General features: G+C 38.6%; 16 protein-coding genes and 1 riboswitch. Of the genes, 2 read left to right on the top strand and 14 right to left on the bottom strand.

The features are described from left to right. Both mazG and GQR60_RS17600 read left to right on the top strand, forming a co-directional pair. Positions 1 to 671 (top strand): nucleoside triphosphate pyrophosphohydrolase (gene mazG, locus GQR60_RS17595; protein ID WP_124994194.1); only part of this gene is annotated, 671 nt, incomplete at its 5' end. A gap of 173 nt (positions 672 to 844) precedes the next feature. After that, the gene (locus GQR60_RS17600) at positions 845 to 2,140 is read left to right on the top strand and encodes a glycosyltransferase family 4 protein (protein ID WP_124994195.1); all 1,296 of its coding nucleotides are present in this window, start codon (positions 845 to 847) and stop codon (positions 2,138 to 2,140) included. On the opposite strand, the gene GQR60_RS17605 is transcribed toward GQR60_RS17600, so the two are convergent. From GQR60_RS17605 to GQR60_RS17670, 14 genes are all read right to left on the bottom strand, one after another. Beyond that, on the bottom strand, positions 2,141 to 2,935 hold the full coding sequence (locus GQR60_RS17605) for an energy-coupling factor ABC transporter ATP-binding protein (RefSeq protein ID WP_124994196.1): 795 nt from the start codon (positions 2,933 to 2,935) through the stop codon (positions 2,141 to 2,143). Positions 2,936 to 2,954: 19 nt separating this feature from the next. After that, positions 2,955 to 3,692, bottom strand: a complete 738-nt coding sequence (cbiQ, locus tag GQR60_RS17610; protein ID WP_124994197.1) for a cobalt ECF transporter T component CbiQ — start codon at positions 3,690 to 3,692, stop codon at positions 2,955 to 2,957. A gap of 139 nt (positions 3,693 to 3,831) precedes the next feature. Next, complete coding sequence (locus tag GQR60_RS17615) at positions 3,832 to 4,131, bottom strand: energy-coupling factor ABC transporter substrate-binding protein (protein WP_124994198.1); 300 nt, start codon at positions 4,129 to 4,131, stop codon at positions 3,832 to 3,834. A 4-nt stretch (positions 4,132 to 4,135) separates the two neighbouring features. Then, positions 4,136 to 4,864 carry an energy-coupling factor ABC transporter permease gene (locus tag GQR60_RS17620; protein WP_124994199.1) on the bottom strand — a complete coding sequence of 243 codons (729 nt, stop codon included), beginning with the start codon at positions 4,862 to 4,864 and terminating at the stop codon, positions 4,136 to 4,138. A 91-nt stretch (positions 4,865 to 4,955) separates the two neighbouring features. After that, positions 4,956 to 6,776, bottom strand: a complete 1,821-nt coding sequence (gene cbiD, locus GQR60_RS17625) for a cobalt-precorrin-5B (C(1))-methyltransferase CbiD (protein WP_124994200.1) — start codon at positions 6,774 to 6,776, stop codon at positions 4,956 to 4,958. 142 nt (positions 6,777 to 6,918) lie between these two features. Then, positions 6,919 to 8,748 carry a precorrin-4 C(11)-methyltransferase gene (gene cobM, locus GQR60_RS17630; protein ID WP_124994201.1) on the bottom strand — a complete coding sequence of 610 codons (1,830 nt, stop codon included), beginning with the start codon at positions 8,746 to 8,748 and terminating at the stop codon, positions 6,919 to 6,921. A gap of 84 nt (positions 8,749 to 8,832) precedes the next feature. Beyond that, a complete protein-coding gene (gene cbiE, locus GQR60_RS17635) occupies positions 8,833 to 10,023 on the bottom strand; it encodes a precorrin-6y C5,15-methyltransferase (decarboxylating) subunit CbiE (protein ID WP_124994202.1) in 1,191 nt (396 codons plus the stop codon). Continuing rightward, positions 10,016 to 11,419, bottom strand: a complete 1,404-nt coding sequence (gene cobJ, locus GQR60_RS17640) for a precorrin-3B C(17)-methyltransferase (protein ID WP_124994203.1) — start codon at positions 11,417 to 11,419, stop codon at positions 10,016 to 10,018. Before cobJ ends, cbiE begins: the two co-directional genes overlap by 8 nt. Before the next feature lie 6 nt (positions 11,420 to 11,425). Next, the gene (gene cobI, locus GQR60_RS17645) at positions 11,426 to 12,130 is read right to left on the bottom strand and encodes a precorrin-2 C(20)-methyltransferase (protein ID WP_124994204.1); all 705 of its coding nucleotides are present in this window, start codon (positions 12,128 to 12,130) and stop codon (positions 11,426 to 11,428) included. Between the two features lie 21 nt (positions 12,131 to 12,151). Next, on the bottom strand, positions 12,152 to 13,018 hold the full coding sequence (locus GQR60_RS17650) for a sirohydrochlorin chelatase (protein WP_124994205.1): 867 nt from the start codon (positions 13,016 to 13,018) through the stop codon (positions 12,152 to 12,154). A 5-nt stretch (positions 13,019 to 13,023) separates the two neighbouring features. Then, positions 13,024 to 13,797 (bottom strand): uroporphyrinogen-III C-methyltransferase, encoded by a 774-nt coding sequence (cobA, locus tag GQR60_RS17655; RefSeq protein ID WP_124994206.1) that lies wholly within the window; start codon positions 13,795 to 13,797, stop codon positions 13,024 to 13,026. A 90-nt stretch (positions 13,798 to 13,887) separates the two neighbouring features. Beyond that, positions 13,888 to 14,118 carry a hypothetical protein gene (locus GQR60_RS17660; protein WP_124994207.1) on the bottom strand — a complete coding sequence of 77 codons (231 nt, stop codon included), beginning with the start codon at positions 14,116 to 14,118 and terminating at the stop codon, positions 13,888 to 13,890. Positions 14,119 to 14,149: 31 nt separating this feature from the next. After that, positions 14,150 to 14,350, bottom strand: a riboswitch (cobalamin riboswitch). A gap of 214 nt (positions 14,351 to 14,564) precedes the next feature. Then, positions 14,565 to 16,208 (bottom strand): AMP-binding protein, encoded by a 1,644-nt coding sequence (locus GQR60_RS17665; RefSeq protein ID WP_191991645.1) that lies wholly within the window; start codon positions 16,206 to 16,208, stop codon positions 14,565 to 14,567. 414 nt (positions 16,209 to 16,622) lie between these two features. After that, positions 16,623 to 18,581 carry a tetratricopeptide repeat-containing sensor histidine kinase gene (locus GQR60_RS17670; RefSeq protein ID WP_160463514.1) on the bottom strand — a complete coding sequence of 653 codons (1,959 nt, stop codon included), beginning with the start codon at positions 18,579 to 18,581 and terminating at the stop codon, positions 16,623 to 16,625. Positions 18,582 to 18,640 lie beyond the last annotated feature (59 nt).

Raw genomic sequence — 18,640 nt, forward strand, 5'->3', positions numbered from 1 at the left:
TGACCATTGAAGAAACCTACGAGCTGGCCGATGCCATTTTAAAGGGTGAAAATCAGGAAATAAAGAAAGAATTGGGCGATATTCTGCTCCACATTGTGTTCTATGCCAAAATAGGTTCTGAAACCAACGATTTCGACATTGCTGATGTTTGTGATGGCATCAGCGAAAAACTCATCTATCGTCATCCTCACATTTTTAGCGATACCAAAGTTGCCAATGCCAGAGAGGTAGAAGAAAACTGGGAACTACTGAAACTAAAGGAAAAAGACGGTAACAAATCGGTTTTGGAAGGTGTTCCGCAAAGTCTGCCAGCTTTGGTAAAAGCCAACCGAATTCAGGATAAGGTACGAGGTGTAGGATTCGACTGGGACGAAAAAGAGCAGGTTTGGGAGAAGGTGAAAGAAGAAATGATGGAATTGCAGGAAGAAATTATCAATGGCGATCAGAACAAAATGGAAGCCGAATTTGGCGATATGTTCTTCTCCTTGATTAATGCGGCACGTTTGTATGGTGTAAATCCTGAAAATGCACTGGAACGCACCAACCAGAAATTCACCCGACGATTCAATTATCTGGAAAGTAAAACCATGAAATTAGGACGAAACCTAAAAGACATGAATCTGGAAGAAATGGATGAAATTTGGGAAGAGGCCAAGCAGTTTGACAAGTAGAACTAAAGCTACAAGGGACAAGTTTCAAGGAAAAAGCAAAAAGACCTTACAGCCTCTAACAATTAAAATTAAAAAGTGCCTTAAGTTGTCATTGATTTCGACTTAAGGCACTTTCTGTTTGAACTACTTTTAACTGATTTTGCTATCTTGTGTGTTCCATAAAAATCAGAAAAATGAACATTCTTCAAATCATACCCGGTTCGGGTGGCAGTTTTTACTGCGGCAATTGTTTGCGCGACGATAAATTTCATCTTGCCATGAAAAAGCAGGGACATGAGGTAACCAAAATACCCATGTATCTCCCCTTATTTTCCGATGAGCATGATTTGAATGATATTCCCGTTTTTTATGGAGCCATCAGCATTTATCTAAAGCAATTGTATCCTGTTTTCAGACATGCACCCGCCTGGGTGGATCGCTTATTGAACTCTGGCCCCATGTTAAAACTGGCAGCTTCTATGGCCGGATCAACCAATGCAAAAGGTCTGGAAGAAATGACTGTTTCGATGTTGATGGGAGAAGAAGGAAAGCAGAAAGAGGAGCTCAACCGCATGGTAAGCTGGATGGCAGAATATCTTACCCCCGATGTAATTCATTTGTCGAATGCGCTGCTTTTAGGACTGGCTCCTAAATTAAAAAAGGAATTTCCGAATGCCATACTGGTTTGCTCGCTGCAGGATGAAGATGTGTGGGTTGATGCCATGAAAGACTCATTTAGAGATAAAATTTGGGCGCTGATGAGTACCAAAGCTGAATATTTGGATGCATTTATTGCTGTGAGTAATTTTTACGCGGAAGTTTCTCTGGAAAAAATGAACATTCCCAAAGAGAAAGTATTTATCAACCATTTGGGTGTTGATCCGAATGAATATACCTATGCAACTCCCCATACAAAAGACCGAAACATCGGTTACATTTCCCGAATGTGCGAAGGAAATGGTTTCGATATTATCGTTGATGCCTTTATCGAACTGAAAAAAGATACTGCCTGCCAAGATGTGAAATTGATCGTAACCGGCGGATCAACCGGTGACGACAAACCTTTACTAAAACAAGTCCGGCAAAAATTGAAAGAAGAAAGACTTTTGGAACAGGTTGAATTTCACGAAGATTTTAACGGGGAAGGAAGGCACAAGTTCTTCAAAAAAGTGAAACTAATTTCGGTTCCTGTGCGGAATGGTGAAGCCTTTGGCTTGTATTTATTGGAAAGTATGGCTTCGGGCGTACCGGTTGTGCAACCCAATCTGGGTGCATTTGCCGAGATTGTTAATAAATCAAAGGGTGGGATCATCTACGAAAACAATACTGCAGAAGAGCTGGCCGTGACTTTAAAAAAAATATTGAACAATGAAAATAAGATACAGGAGCTTTCGGTTACAGGTCGAAAAGCTGTTGAAAAGGAGTTCAATATCTACACAAAAACAGATCATCTGATCAATATTTACAAGCAGTTGATGGAGAAGAATTAATTAAATTTCCTTCAATAGAGATTGAATCGATCGGGAATGGTTATTCATTCCCACTTTTTTTGCGAACTGCACCACCAAAGGCAATTCCATGCCAATTTCCTGCATCAAGACTCTATTGCTCATTATTTTTTCAGGTGACCCGGCAGCAATGATTCTCCCTTCTTTCATCAGAATTACCTGATCGGCCCATTCGTAAGCAAAATCCGGATTATGTGTGGAAATCAGTACCGTTTTAGCTTGTTTGTTCAAATCATCAATAATCTCATTCATAATTTGCTTGTGCCGGTTATCGAGCCAGGCAAAAGGCTCATCAAACAAAATAATTTCAGGCTCCATAGCTAAAACTCCTGCCACAGCAACCTGCTTTTTCTGTCCGTAACTCAGCTGATGCGGGGCTTTGTCTTTCAATTCCTGAATACGCAGCAAATTTAGATACTTTTCTACCCTGATTTCAATATCCTTTCTATCCAAGTCCAAATTAAAGGGACCAAATGCCACATCTTCGTACACACTTGCGGCAAACAACTGCACTTCCGGATCCTGAAACACATAACCTACTTTGTGTGCCATTTGCTTTCTTTCTTTGGTCGAAAAGCCAAATTGTTTTCCATCCAGAACATACTTTCCTTTCTGAGGTTTGTGAATTCCATTCAAAACCAAAAACAAACTTGATTTTCCGGCACCGTTCTCTCCCAGAAAAGCCACCCTGCTTCCCTGCTCAATCTGCAAAGAAACAGCTTCCAGTCCTTTTGTGCCTTCGGGATATGTGTATTCTATGTTTTGAAGTTGAATCATTTCGTTAAGATATGAGATTTTAGATGTGAGAAATCAGATCGAACAAGTTTGAATAATTATCAAGAAAAAGTAACAGGATTCCAAATACCAACATCGATAAAACCTGTTTTAATCTCAAGGCTTCCTTTTGCTGCCGAAAATAAAATTCGCCGTGATAACCTCTTGACTGAAGCGCTTCCAGACTCCGATTCGAAAACAGAAGACTTTTGATAAAAACAGAGGAAAACAACATCCCCACCGATAAAATGGATTGTTTTCGCCTGGCATAACCCAGACGATTTCGCTGCGCAATGTGAACCTGACCTGTAAAAGTAAAAAGCAATGAAATATAACGATAGGTTAAGACAAATAGTTCGCGCAAAATCAAAGGGATTTTCAATTTTCGTCCTATATCGTTAAGTTCTGACAGGGAACAGGAAAGAATTAGGTAATTTAGAGCCATTACAGCCGCCATTGCCTTAAAAAACAAATCCAAAGCCTTGTGCAATCCTGCTGTTTCCAAACCAATACACAATCCCATGCTATCGAAGCAAAACAAACTGTTTTCGGGATCGGCATGCAGAGAAAAAGCGATTGAAATACTTCCCAACACAATAAATCCAGAAGGCAACGCAATTAAACGAAGCAGTTTTATCAGGTCAATTCCATGAGTTAAAAAGCCAATTGAAATCAATGATATCAGAAACAAATGCATATACAAATTCCCGGAAAGCAAAGCACAATTAAGAAGCACCATAAAAAGAATAAACTTTTCCATGCTGTACAATCCGAATATCGGTTTTCTTAGTATGTATTGTTCGCTTATAAACACTTATTTGAATTAAAAATTAGTAAAAATCCATCCCTTCGCCTATTGGCAATTCCTTGCACTAACAATAATTATTAATTTCCAATTGTTAACTGAGCCTTTTAACTGCCTTCTTCCCTCTATAATATCCTAACACATAACAAACAACCCCAGCTCCAAAAGCTGCCTGCAGCGCAAATAGTAAACTTTCAATTTCGGCTCCTGGAGGCTCCCAAATATTCGAAAACCACGGTTTGTAATCAGGATTGGCTTCTGTAATATATTCTTCGGCATGTCCGTCGGCACCTCCAAATTCAGAATCACCAACGTAAACAAAAACACCAATTAGAATGGCAATTATTGCCAAAAACAGGAATTTATTTTGATTTTTAAGAACAAATTTCAACATATGCTTACAATTTAGGAGCTTGAAGATTCAGTTTTATTCCTTCCCAATCCGGTACATTTTTAATCAGAATATTCATCACCAAAACAGTGATTAATCCTTCAACAACAGCAATTGGAATTTGCGTTAAGCTAAAAATAGATGCAAATTTCACAAAAGCTCCGGCTACACCGGTATGCGTATCGGGATGGGCCAGGGCTAACTGTAAGGCCGTAACTGTATAGGTAGTTAAATCACCCAGACATGCAGCTAAAAAAATGGAAACAGAGCGGTTGCATTTCAATTTGGCGCACAATTTATAAATACCAAATGTTACCACCGGACCGGCCAATGCCATCGAAAATGCATTAGCCCCCAAAGTGGTAATGCCGCCATGCGCCAACAGCAACACCTGAAAAATAAGAACCAAAACACCCAACACACTCATTACAATCGGGCCAAACAACAATGCGCCCAAACCAACACCGGTAGGATGCGAACTGCTGCCGGTAACCGATGGCAATTTTAATGCCGACAATACAAAAGCAAAAGCTGCCGCCAATGCCAAAAGCATTTTTAGCTCAGGATGTTTTATTACTATTTTCTGAATCACCTTTACACCCCAAACAAAAAATGGCAAATAAACCACGGTCCAAAAAACAGACCAGCCTGCCGGCAGATAGCCTTCCATTATATGCATGCTAAATCCCTGAAAAGGAAGTAAAAACGCAAGTAGTACAAATAGTTTTTTTCTCATATTTTATTTAGTATATAGTAGTTACTACAGAATCTTAAATACTGTTTCCTGCCTATTCCTGTTTTAATCATTTTTTTTGAAATTCATAACTCTAAATAATAACTCCATTATTGCTGATTAAAAGAAGCTCGAAACTGCAGTCTGTAATAACTTGCTTACAAACCTTTTCACATTTAAATTTTACAGCTTTAAAAAATGGTTCATCTCCCATAAATGGAACTAATTCTTCCAGTTCCCGCGCCATTTTAATTTCTCCAATTTGTTGAATAATCTCTTCGGAATAACTGCAATCTCTTGCCAATCCCATCAAAAAATCATGATCTAAAACAACCTTACTGCTGTGTGTATCCAGATGTCCGGCAGCCAGTTTCACTGCTTTGCCAGTCATGATTCCCATGCTTACTTTTTCGGCACCCGAAGCATTCATTGTTTGCAGCATTTCGCCAATAAAATTCCCATATTGCAGGAAAGCCAAATCGCCCAAATCAGGAAACTTCTCTTTCAGATATCGTTCGCTTCTTCCTCCGGAATTTACCACAATGTGTTTGTTCCCGTTCAGCACAGCCAAGTTCAACTGTTTTTGAATGGTCTGCACATAGGCTTCCAAAGAATAAGGCTTAATTCTTCCGGTAGTTCCGATGATGGAAATACCATCAACAATTCCCAGCTTGGGATTAAAAGTCTTCGCTCCCAGTTTTTTACCTACGGGCACAAATACCGAAACATCAATACCTCTATTAATATCATACTCTTCCAGAATTTGTTCCAATTCGAATGCAATCATCTTTCGGGGAACAGGATTTACTGCCGGTTCGCCCAAGGGAATTCCCAAACCATTTAAAGTAACCGTTCCCACACCTTCCCCTTTCACAAAACGAATGCAATTCGCATCATTCCACCTCAGGCAGGCGCCAATTTCCATTCCGTCGGTAATATCCGGATCGTCGCCGGAGTTTTTCACCACCGAGCACAAAGCAAAATCTTCCATGAATCTGTTCTGATGCAATTGCATTTCACAAATTCCACCATCGGGCAAAGCAATGCGCTCTTTTAGCTGCAATTCTTCTCCTAAGAGTAATTTTAAGGCTGCTTTCGCAGCTATTGCAGCACAAGTCCCCGAAGTAAAACCATGAGCCAATTCTTTTCGCTCCAATCCAAACCGATTCTTCAAATATTTCTGCAGCCTTTCCCGATTACTTATCGTCTCATCGTAGTTGGGTAAGTCGGGTCGGGCAATCACGTACAATGGAATTTGATGTTTTACCGCCAAATTCATTTTCTGATCCAACAAACCCGAGTAGCCACTCTCTTTCGTAATCATGGCTTCAATTCCCTCATCAACCAATAAATTTTCAATGGATTCCATTCCATCAAATGCATCCGAAACAATCAATTTTTCGGCTTCAACACCTGCCTTTTGGGCAATTTCCAGTGAAGAAGGAAAATCAAGAATCCGATACCATATATTAGCATTTGGCACGATTTTATGAATCACCGGTAAGGCTTTTACGCCAACCATGGAAAGTATTTTTGCATACTTTTGTGACTGTAAATCCGTTAAGACGGATACAAGACTGTGGTGATATCGTATCCATTTGCTGTCAATTCGGAGTACTGCATCGCGCTCCACTCTAACAACAGGCAAACCCGATTGATTTGCTGCATCCGCAATACTATGATGCAAGACTTCTGCAAAAGGATGTGCTGCATCTATCAGTAAATCAATTTCATTTTCCAAACAAAAGGTACAAATCTCTTCCACATTCATCGCACCACAAATTCTCTGTCCGAATCTGGATTCATAATTTCCAGAACTCGTTTTTGTTGAATAGAAATGTGAAATTTCCAAATCATCCAACCAATTTGATGTTGCTTTCCCCTCTGTTGTTCCCCCGAATAATAATATTTTCATTGCAATTTATTTTCTCTCTTTCGCCCTTTCAGGGCTAAACTTATAATTTGCCTTTTTAACACAGGACGTTGCCCTGTGTTAACTTCTTCCGCCCTTTCAGGGCAAATAATTCCCATATCGTAATCTGAATTGATGCTGCTTATTAATTATCAATTCCCTTTCTGCAGCCGTGTGTAAATTTAGGATCGTATAATAATGATCTGTTTTTGCGGTTTCCAATGGCTTCACCAACCACAATCATCACCGTTAAGGATAGTTTGTTTTCCTTCACAATTTTTACCAGATCTTTCAACTCACCTCTCCAAATCTTCTCCTCTTTCCAGGTTAGTTTGTGACAGATAGCCACCGGTGTGTTTTCCGGATATCCTACCAGTAAATCAGCCTGCAGTTTATCCACCAAAGTCACACTTAAAAACAGACAGATCGTGCTTTGGAATTTTGCGAACTCGGACAATTGTTCTCTTGGCGGCATCGGTGTCCGGCCTTCTCCGCGGGTCAGAATAATTGATTGAACCTTTTCTGGAATTGTAAATTGAGATTTTAAACGTGCAGCGGCAGCCTGAAAGGAGGAAATACCCGGAACAATTTCATAATCCATTTCGTGCTGATCGAAGAAATTCATCTGCTCCTGAATAGCACCATAAATGCAAGGATCACCAGTATGCAAACGCACAACCAATCCTCCTCCGTCGTAATGTTCCTTCATCACATCAAACTGCTCTTCGAGAGTTAAATCTGCAGAGTTTCGAATCACACAGGAAGCTTTTCCGTAATCGGTTAATTCCCTTGGTACCAAACTTCCGGCATATAAAATCAAATCAGCTCTTTTCAAAAGACTTTTGCCACGAACAGATATTAAATCGGGTGCTCCCGGCCCCGCACCAACAATAAAAATCTCCCCTTTCCGCTCCTGTTTTGCATCCATTGCCAGAGCCAAAGTAAAATGCTTTCCATTTGCATCAACATGCTTGCTTTTGGTTTGGATCAAGGCTTTCGCACCACTCGCAATTAGCGCCGATGCCTCGGATACATTTACAGCTCCCACTTCACGATGCGCTGCCTCAGAATAGGAAACTTCACCTTCCTTCTCATTTAATTCTTCGGAAGAATAAGTAATGAAGGATAAATTAGTTGTCTCGCTGAATTGTTTATAAGCCTCTTCGTTGGCCTTTACTGTGATACTGTGAATGCTTTTTAAGGATGCAAAAGCCAAGCGGTTCGCCTCAAACCGGGATCTTAATTCATTTTCAAAAGCTTCTACTCCAATTCCTTTTTGTGCACCGGTACCAACCACGATGCATTTAGGGCGGAAAAACAAACTTGGAATATTTGTTTCGTACAAAGCGGGAGTCACAGCTATCAGCAAATCAAAATCTTCTTGTTTAATCTGATCAAATTGATAGAAAACCTCCACAAAATCAGGACAGGAATCCTGCAAGCTTTGCGTCCCCCCGTTTTTCACCTCTAAAAGTAATGCTGTTTTCTTCTGATTTACAAAGGCAGCAATCAAATCGTTCTCAGAAACATTCTGATATTCATTCGTCCAGTTATATTTTTTGCCAAAGATATCCAATGGCCATACCTCCAATGTATCACTAGCTGTTGTAATTATCGCCGTTCCATTGGTGATTTCAGCAATTTGCTGAGCGTACTCATTCGCACCGCCTTTGTGTCCCGACAAAACCGACTGCACATATTTTCCGTGCAAATCCATATTGATTACTGCCGGATCTATCGCTTTATTCTGGATAAAAGGAGCAATACTTCTTACGCAAATGCCCATAGCTCCAATAAAAATCAGCAAATCGGCAACCTGAAAAGATTCTGAAAGAAAATCCGGTAAAGAAGAAATTTTATTGCTGCCCGGATATCCGGCAACAGAAACAATCGTACTTCCTTCCATTTTTGCAGTAATGCGTTCGGCAGTTGCTATAGCAAAACTGTTATTGATAATGATGAATGTATTGCTCATGTATTTTTTTCTTTTAGCTATTAGCCTGTCGCCAATAGCTTTTCTTAATTATTTTCCTTTGTGTTACTTCGTTTTCTTTTGTGGTTAATTCCTTTTTTTAGCCTGAAATATTACAATCGGGTTGTGATCATCCTGCTGTATAATCATCTGATCGGTAATCTCCATTTGAAGTTCTTTTGCTGCCCTCAGAAAATCCTGCTTTGTTACTTCGCTAACCGCATTAAAAACAATGATCCCATCATCGTGCAAAACAGCACACAACCGATTCATCATTTCGTTTAATTTACCTCCGTGCCCGCCAATAAAGATCCGATCCGGACTTTGAATTGCAGACAAATCAATATTGAAAAAATCATCGTGAATGCCATCTATTCCAGGCACGCAAAATTTTCGTTGATTCAGCTTCAAAAGCTCTTTCGATTCTTCTCTGCGTTCAAAAGCAGTCACCTGCAAATGCGGGGCAAACTGCTTGGCTTCAATAGAAACCGAACCCGTGCAATATCCTACATCCCAAAGGTGTTTTGCATCATCCAATTCCAAAAATGAAATGGAATTCAATCGGATGCTTCGCTTGGTTATCATCTTTGGCCTGCCTTCCAGAATGTGAAAATCAGCCTCGTGAATGCCCAATGTCCGTTTGATCTCCCTCTCCTGAATTAGAATCAAACAATTTGGATGAGCAAAGTCCTTATCAACAACCTCATGTAATGAAATTTCTGTACAATATTGTTCTTCTCCTCCCAGTTTTGAACCTACAATCATCTTGTAATTGTCGAAACCGGCATCCAGCATTCTTGCCGCAATTGTGGCCGGTGTTTTTCTCTTATCGGTAAGAACACCAATGCATTTTTTACCGCGAATCAACTCCTGATCCAAATTCACCCAATTTCTTCCGGTCAGGGTGCAAATTGTCATTTCGCCATATGCCAATTGAAACTCATGTGCCAGCAACTGTAAACTGTTGAAATAAGGGTAAACCTTTATTTTTGTGTCCGGGAAACGACACTTGATCGTGTTACCGATACCAAAAAATAATGGATCTCCGGATGCAATCACAACAATGGGTTCATCTATCTGCTCGTAAACCAGAAAGGTTCCCTCCAATGGAATAACAACATCAATCCATTTGGCATTTTCAGGCAAATAAGAAGCAACCAAATTTCTGTGGCGCTTTCCTCCCGAGAAATAGTGATGATTTTGCAGCACCTCCTTCACCTCATCAGATAGACTTACTTCCATTCGGTCGGGTATTCCAATGATGTAAAAATTAAACATCTCTTCCGGGTTTTAAATCGTAAGCATCTTCCAAGCTTAAAATGGCATTCACAATAGTTGCAGCCAATGTTGAACCACCTTTTCGTCCTTCAATAATAACAGCGGGTAAATCTGTAAAACTCTTCACTCTGTGTTTTGATTCTTTTACATTTACAAATCCAACCGGAGCAGCTATGATCCCGGCTGGCTGAATGCTTTTACTTCTCATTAAATCAGTTAATTCAATCAATGCTGTTGGCGCATTTCCAAACACATACAATGCATCCGGATGCTCCTCTACTGCCAAACGAATTCCCGCCTGAGTGCGGGTGATACCATGTTTTACGGACAATTCCATGGTGCGGGAATCGTGCAAATAACATTTGATCTCAACGCCCATTCTATCGCAGGCTTTTTTGCGAATTCCCGACTGAACCATAGTAACATCAGTAATGATTACACCTCCTTTTTGGAGGTATTCATTCAATTTTGGAGCTGCATTATTCTGTACTTTCAAAATCTCAGCCAATTCAAAGTCTGCCGAAGTATGAATGCAATGCAAAAGAATCCATTTCGTTTCCAAGGGTAAATCCATTTCTTTCAATTCTGCAGCAATTGTTCGAAAGCTTTCCTGCATAATCAAAGGACCCGGTCTTCCCTCCTGTTCTTCTTTACTGTAGTATCCACGTGGTGTAATAAACCGATCACCTGAAATATAGCTTTGTGAATTCCCAACAATCACCAGCGAAAACATGTCTACCATTTCAGGATCAAAATCGCGTAGGTTTGTCAAAGTAATTTGTTCCTCGGCACGAGCCACCTGGCGCACAATGGCAACTGGTGTTGTTTCTTCTCGTTCCTCCAAAAACAGTTCCCGTAAGCGATACAATTGCCAATATCTTTTATTGCTTTTCGGATTGTAAATTGCAGTTACGAAATCGCCCATCGCAGCTGCCTTTATTCTCTTCTCGATCAAAGCATAACTGGTGAGTAAATCCGACAAGGAAAGAATGACTAAATCGTGACTTAACGGTGCACCCAATTTTGCAGCCGCAGCCTGAAAAGCAGAAATCCCGGGTATAACTTTTAGCTCTACTTTCGATTGTGTTTTCTCAGCCATCTCAAAAACAAGCGATGCCATTCCGTAAATGCCGGCATCGCCAGAGCTGATCACAACAACATCTTTCCCTGTTTCAGCCAATTCAAATGCCTTTTCGGCGCGCTGCACTTCCTGACGCATTCCCGTATCCATGCATTCTGTTCCTTTTTTCAGGAATGATTCTATGAACTGAAAATAATATTTGTATCCGATCACCACATCGGCTTCTCTTATTGCATCTATTGCCGGATTTAAAAACAGATCCGGACTTCCTGGTCCAAGGCCTGCAACGGTTATTTTTCCTAATCTATTTGGCATGATATATTATTTATTTCCGTAAAAAATTAAAATGGCGAAGTATGGAATTTTCCTGTCCTTCAGACTTTCCATATCGGTGCAGGTAAACTGCTTTTGAGTTCCTAAATATTCACCGTAAAAGAACTTCAGATCACTATTTTGAATGAATACTTTAATCCAATCACGAACCATTGATAACTTCATCAAAACGACAGTTTGGTTCTGCTCCAGCAGATATTTCAGTTCCTCTTCATCCTCTATGTCTGGAGCTATTAATAATTTATCGTTCTGAGTTGCCAATGCCAGTTTTCCTGCTGATCCTCCCAAAATAAAAGCCGGAACTCCCGGAATCATCTCAAAATCGACACTATTCTTCCTGAAATCTTCAAGTAAATAGGAAAAAGTACTGAAAAATGAAATATCTCCTTCGCTCACCACTACTACCTGTTTGCCCTCTCCAACATCCTTCTGCACTTTCAGAAACAAATCTGCATATGCTTTTTCTGCCGCCGATCGATCCTTGCTCATCGGCACTGTAATCGGAACAAACTTGTTCTCTTCTACACCCAGTTGTTTCAAAATCACCAATGAAAAACTATCCTGATTCCCTTTTGATGATTGCGTTGCCGGATAGTAAATCTTCTCTGATTTCTTCAAACAGTTCAAAGCTTTCACCGTAATTAACTCAGGATCTCCAGGGCCTAAGGCCACTCCAAACACTTTTCCGCTCATATCTTTTATCTCGTATTAGAATTAATGATGATGTCCTTGATCATGACTTTGTCCGTGACAATGCCCGTGATCGTGTCCGTGATGATGATGTGGTTTTACTCCAGTTAAATCAGTACTCATTATTAGATCAACTTTTCCATCCAACACTTCCTGTAATCTTGCATTTAATACCTCAAACAATCCATTTGCATCACCTAACAGAGGTGCAATTTCGATGTTCTTATCCGGGTTTTCTTTTGCAAAATGTTCCATTATCTCGTATGCTTTATCCATATAAACTCCTGGAAAGAATACAAATGGTAACATCATAATATTTTTGAACGGCAAAACCTTCAACCAATCCAATACCACAGGCAATGCCGGATAAGTCATGCTGCTTGTGTAAGCATTAATGGCAAATGGATACTTGTATTTTTCCTGAATTAATCGGGTCATTTTCGCCAAATCTCCATTAGCCTCAGCTTTGGAAGCTCCAATACCTAATCCAAGGAATACAGTCTCGTCGCTCTTCCAATCCTTAGCTTCAAGAGTTTCATTTATTAGCTGCACTCCATACTCAACCATTTCATTGCATGTTCCGATGTAATTGGCCAACTGAATTTTCACCTTATATTTTTCCTGAAAGCTGTTTAGAGCGTAAGGAATATCTCTTTGCATATGTACTCCGGTAAAAAGAAATACTGGAACAGCAATAATCTCTGTCACACCTTTTTCAACCAATCGTTTTACTCCTGTTTCAAAATCCGGCTCCGAAAGCTCCAAAAATCCAAATTCAACCTCATAATGCGTAGTTTGAGATGCAAATCGCTCCGCAAACTCTTGAAATGCTTTCGCTCCCCTTTCTTTGCGGGTTCCATGCCCACATAATAAAATTCCTTTTCTGTTCATAGCTATCAAATTTCTGTTTTGGCCATTTGATTAATCAATGGTGATAATTGTTCTGAATAAGCAACTACCTCCCCAACAATAAAAATTGCCGGTGGCTTAAAATCGTGCTGTTCCATCTTTGCCACAATATTTTCTAAAGTTCCTTTCATTACTTCCTGTTCCGGCAAAGTTCCCCAACGAATCATTGCAACAGGTGTTTCCGGTTTCCTGCCATTTGCCATCAGATTACGAACAATTCGTGGAGCCTGAGCCACCCCCATATAGAAAACCAGAGTATCAATTCCCGCCGCAATCTTATCCCACTGAATTTCTGTTTTGTGATTTTCGCACTGATGTCCTGTGAAAAAAGCTACTGAAGAAGCCACATTTCTTAATGTGACAGGAATACCTGCGGCTCCGGGAACCGCAACCCCAGCTGTAATTCCCGGGATCACCTCAAATTCAATGTCATGCTCTTGCAAACCAAGTATTTCTTCAGCTCCCCGTCCGAAAACGAATGGGTCACCACCTTTTAAACGAGCTATTTTTTTTCCCGATAAGCCAAACTCAATCAGCATTTTATTAATTTCCTCCTGAGGATAGGTGTGTTGTTTGTTCTTTTTACCAACGTAAACAATCTGACAATCAGGTTTGCAATATCCTAGCAATTCCTTGTTTACCAAATAATCGTATAAAACAACTTCTGCATTTTCAATGGCTCTGATTGCCTTCAGTGTAATTAATTCCGGATCACCTGGCCCAGCTCCAACAATGCTTACTTTACCTCTTTCGCGTATCATATTATATTGATTTTAAAGGATTCAAACCTATGTTTGCCTTTAATTATGAGCACATCAATTCTAACCTGTTGTGAAAAACAAGCTGAATTATTAAATTGTATTAATTGGGAATAGAAATTGACTCCAAAAATTAAAATTTTGCAAATGACGTTTTTCAGCCTTTGCTTCTTTAATTAATATGATCATCAACCTGTTTGCTTTAGCAACAAACGAGATGAACAGAGAGTCATCTGTAACTGATCTGAATTTGAAAATTTGGTTCCGAAATAATGAACCAAGCATAATATGCCCCGCAGGCATAGATTTAGTAATTTTCTTCATAATCTTACTTTTAGTCCCGAAAGTGTCGATTAAACAAAATTGCTTTTAGGCAGGTTTTCTGACTTTCTCCCTCTTGTTGCGCCTTCCCATATCTTCCATAAGATACAGTGACATCATGCAACAGAGTTTGGTATAGAGATTACAGCTGCGGGTACAGTTCCGGACTCAAACCGGATTCCCTCTTTAATATCAGATCAAGGGATATGATATTGCCAAATCGCGAAACAAATGTATCAATATTAATTCAAGATACTAACAATCTATTTTATGAATGTAAAAACCAAAGCAAACCACCCACTACTAAACACTGATTATCATGCAAATAATAAACACAGTAAGATCTTATTTCTGTCTAAAAACATAAAGAACAAGAAATTTTCAGGTTATAAAAAAACACCCCAAATGTTAGGTATAACATTTGGGGTGAAGTTTAGTCTTTTTTGTTTCTAATGGTATAGAAACCGCTTTATTTTATGCGTTGCCGTTTTTTGAAATGGATCAATTTGGGCGATCACTAACTGAACCTGCGAAAATTTATTTACACGTGAATTCACATAAACCTGTAATTCCTGCATTAACTCATCAACAGTGTCATCGACATAATTTCCCACCTCTTTTTTAAGATGTTGATATTGTTGTTCCAATTCCTCATAATTAAAATGAACCATTGCAACCAATTTTCCTTTCTGTTCAATAACTACAGACTCTATTACATGTTTAAAGTTATTGATTACCGATTCTATTTCTTCCGGATAAATGTTTTCTCCACTTGATCCAACAATCATATTTTTCAATCGACCTTCGATATATAAATAATTGTCTTTATCCATTTTTGCTAAGTCGCCGGTTTTAAACCAACCATCTTCGGTTAAAACCTCCTTGGTTTTTTCGGGCTCTTTATAGTAACCCATCATCACATTATCACCCTTTGCCCATACTTCTCCAATTTGAGTAACAGGATCTGGATTATTGATTTTCAGCTCAACTCCGACTAAAGCAGGCCCTGTAGATTGAAATTTAGTAATTGCCGGACCACATCCTGCAATTAATGGTGCTGTTTCTGTTAATCCATAACCAATTGCATAGGGAAATTTTGCTTCACGCAAAAATAGTTCAACCTTAGAATTCAATTTAGCTCCGCCAATACCAAAAAAGGTTAATTTACCACCAAAGGTTTCCATTAATTTTTTTCCGGCAATTGCATTCAGCTTCTTGCGGAAAAACGGAATTTTATATAAATATTTGGTAACGGCTTTCCCATTAATCGACGGTAAAATTTTACTCCTGTAAATCTTCTCGATAATCAATGGAACCGAAAACATGATGGTTGGCCGTACTTCTTTAAATGCTGACAATAATAATGAAGGCACGGGAGCTTTTCCTAAATAATAGATACAGGAACCGGCAATCATCGGAATCACATATCCCAAAGTATTTTCATAGGTGTGCGACAAAGGTAAAATTGAAAGAAAACGATCCGTTTCATCTATAGGATGGATTGTTTTTGACAGAATAGCATTGGAGCAGATATTTTTATGAGACAACATAACACCCTTAGAGTTGCCTGTTGTTCCAGACGTATAAATAATTGCAGCCATATCATCCTCACAAACCTGATAATCCTGCTTTGGTTTTTCAGAAAGATCAAATTTCGGTGAAGATTCATTTGTATGAATTAAATTGAAATCTTCAATTGCAATAATCGATTGTAAGGTTTCAATTTTAAGGTTTTTAATTTTAGAACGCAAACCTGTCGAAACAAAAACAGCTTTTGCTTCAGAATGGCTTAAAATATTTTCAATCTCAAACTGACTAAAATCAGGTAACATTGGAACAACAACTGCACCCATAAAAGTTGTTGCATAGTAGGCCATTCCCCAATTAGGCATGTTCGTGCTCAACAGAGCAATTTTATCTCCCGGTTTAATTCCCAACTTCTCAAAAAATGCAAGTAAGGCTTGAATATTTGCATAAACCTCGTTATAAGTAAAGGGAGTTTGCCCAACAAGGGCCATTGCATTACAGTTGCCGAATTTCGCTGCAGTTTCCGAAAAAAGCGCAGGAAAAGTTAAACTTTTATACTGTTTCATCATGGTTTTATTTGTCCGTTGCAGCTCAATATTAAGGTTGAATTAATACAAACTACATATGCAAGTTATAAAAAAAACAACATTGGTATTCAATTTTCACCAAATAGCTTAATCGATTGTATTTACATCAAACAGATAGAATCCCACCCAGACACTTGTAAATAAGTATCTTGACACACGTTGTACCTCACTGCAACACTAAAATAATTCCACTTCATAAATCCTGAAATAATTCTTTTTTTAATACATTTAAGGCTCCAAACCTTAACCTGTATCAATGAAGCCTCGTCAGTTTCTCTCTTTATCTGCTATTGGTACAATTGGCTTGCGAGTCAGCCACAAAACATAGAAATATAGTAAAAAATAGAATCGGGAGATAAGAAAGAAATATTTAATCATGAATGATTCTTTCTTTTAACCAGGAAACTCTATTTCGAAAGTACTTCCCTTTCCCAATTCGCTTTTGACTTTAATTGTTCCCTTGTGAATTCGAATTAATTCGGAACAAATACTTAAGCCCAAACCTGTACCCTGTTCTTTGTGCAGACCTTGAGTACTATTTGTTGTTTTTAAATTATCAAACAATCCATCCATAATTTCCTGCGACATCCCAGTGCCATTGTCTTTTACTTTAATGTTAACATGAGATTTTGTTCTGGCCGCATCCAATCTAATCAAACCTCCTTCATTTGTGTATTTAATGGCGTTTGAAATTAAATTATTTAAAATTGTTCGGAGAATATCAGGATCGGCCATAACCTCTTCTTCAATTAAATTATGGAATTCAATCTTTATCTTATACTGTTGTAGTTTTGATTCAAAAAAACTGTTTAACTCATCAAACAGGCGATCAAATGATATTGGTGTTGGGCAATACGAAATAGCCCCTGTTTGTGATCTCGACCAATCCAATAGATTGGTTAACAACTTCATTCCTTCCACTGATGATTGATGAATATAATCGGCAAACATCTCCGTATTTTGATAATCACCTTCTCTGCTCTCTTCCACCAATAATTCACTAAATCCAATTAAAGAATTAAAAGGATTTTTCAAGTCATGAGAAATTACTGAGAATAATTTATCCTTTGTCTGATTAATTTCGGCCAACTGAAGGTTCAATTTCCGCTGTGACTGATAGCGCCAATAAAGAACAACAGCAATTATCAACATCAGAATGATAATGATTACTAAATATGATTCTTGAAATTTTCGGGATTCCAATTCCTGCTCTGTTTCTGATAAAGCTTGCCGAATCATAAATCTATTTTGCATCTCTTCAACAATCTCAAACTGCTGAATAGAAAGAATGGAATCATATGTTAATGAAAAATGATTATAACTCTCAATCGCTTTTGATTGATCATCAACAATTTGATAAAGCTCAGCAAATGCTTTATGTGTTTTTAAGATTTTGGTATTTAATCCTAATTTATTGGCTATATCTAATGCCTTATGAAGAGCAATTTCTGCTTTATTCCGCTCCTTTTTATGAGCATAAATGAAAGCTAAACCAATATAATCATCAACCAAACCAAAATTATGCCTGCGCTCCTGATTTAATTTTAATGCTTTCTGATAATATTCAAATGCTTTATCGTACTCCTTTTTCAGATAGAATATATTAGCCATTCCAGACAGACAAAACGCAACATATCTTACATTATTTGAACCCAAACTTTTTTGATAAGACTGCTGATAATATTTCATTGCAACATCAAGATCTCCTTTTGCTTCGTAAGTCCGTGCAATTTCCAAGGTAACCGACCCCATCCCCAATTCATTTCCTAACTCCTTCCACAATAATTTTGCCTTTTCAAAATATTCCAATGCCAAATCAAAATCTTTCTTCTCACGATGTACCAGACCCATATTCACGTAGGCATATGATTTTCCCGCAGAATGATTAAGAATATTGAATATCTGCAATGAATATTCGGAAAATTTTAAGGCCAACGGTATATTTCCAGTTAAAAAATATAAATCCCCTAAATTGTTATACGAATAAGCCAGCTGCACTGAGTCTTTTTGCTGCAGACTATACTCCAAAGCCCGATGTAAGTATGGAATTGATTCTTTCGTTTTGTATAAGTAGTGCAATTGAACGACTCCAATAAACCCATAGAGTCTTGGCAATTCTTTTTTTATATCATATTGAATAGCTAATTGCAAAGCCTGCTGCCCAAGAATAATGGCAGAATCAGAATTAATTTCCCGTAAACTCCAGCATCTATCTCCCAGCAATTTTACCCTTTTCGTAATTTCTACCTCCGAGAAAAGTTCAGAAACAGTTTTTCCTCCCGACAGGGCAAACGTGACTGTGGTAGCAAATATAAATATGATAAAAATAAGAAAGCGCCGGAATCGTATCATCAAGTGTCCAATTAAGAAAACTAAATATAAAACAAATTCCATGGAGAAAATTGATTTAC

Source organism: Labilibaculum euxinicum (assembly GCF_009795715.1).
In the GTDB taxonomy this organism is placed as follows: Bacteria; Bacteroidota; Bacteroidia; order Bacteroidales; family Marinifilaceae; genus Labilibaculum; species Labilibaculum euxinus.

Coding starts and splice junctions, on each gene's coding strand:
- GQR60_RS17600 (WP_124994195.1), top strand. CDS start 845: ATGAACATTCTTCAAATCATACCCGGTTCGGGTGGCAGTTTTTACTGC.
- GQR60_RS17605 (WP_124994196.1), bottom strand. CDS start 2,935: ATGATTCAACTTCAAAACATAGAATACACATATCCCGAAGGCACAAAA.
- cbiQ (WP_124994197.1), bottom strand. CDS start 3,692: ATGGAAAAGTTTATTCTTTTTATGGTGCTTCTTAATTGTGCTTTGCTT.
- GQR60_RS17615 (WP_124994198.1), bottom strand. CDS start 4,131: ATGTTGAAATTTGTTCTTAAAAATCAAAATAAATTCCTGTTTTTGGCA.
- GQR60_RS17620 (WP_124994199.1), bottom strand. CDS start 4,864: ATGAGAAAAAAACTATTTGTACTACTTGCGTTTTTACTTCCTTTTCAG.
- cbiD (WP_124994200.1), bottom strand. CDS start 6,776: ATGAAAATATTATTATTCGGGGGAACAACAGAGGGGAAAGCAACATCA.
- cobM (WP_124994201.1), bottom strand. CDS start 8,748: ATGAGCAATACATTCATCATTATCAATAACAGTTTTGCTATAGCAACT.
- cbiE (WP_124994202.1), bottom strand. CDS start 10,023: ATGTTTAATTTTTACATCATTGGAATACCCGACCGAATGGAAGTAAGT.
- cobJ (WP_124994203.1), bottom strand. CDS start 11,419: ATGCCAAATAGATTAGGAAAAATAACCGTTGCAGGCCTTGGACCAGGA.
- cobI (WP_124994204.1), bottom strand. CDS start 12,130: ATGAGCGGAAAAGTGTTTGGAGTGGCCTTAGGCCCTGGAGATCCTGAG.
- GQR60_RS17650 (WP_124994205.1), bottom strand. CDS start 13,018: ATGAACAGAAAAGGAATTTTATTATGTGGGCATGGAACCCGCAAAGAA.
- cobA (WP_124994206.1), bottom strand. CDS start 13,797: ATGATACGCGAAAGAGGTAAAGTAAGCATTGTTGGAGCTGGGCCAGGT.
- GQR60_RS17660 (WP_124994207.1), bottom strand. CDS start 14,118: ATGAAGAAAATTACTAAATCTATGCCTGCGGGGCATATTATGCTTGGT.
- GQR60_RS17665 (WP_191991645.1), bottom strand. CDS start 16,208: ATGAAACAGTATAAAAGTTTAACTTTTCCTGCGCTTTTTTCGGAAACT.
- GQR60_RS17670 (WP_160463514.1), bottom strand. CDS start 18,581: ATGATACGATTCCGGCGCTTTCTTATTTTTATCATATTTATATTTGCT.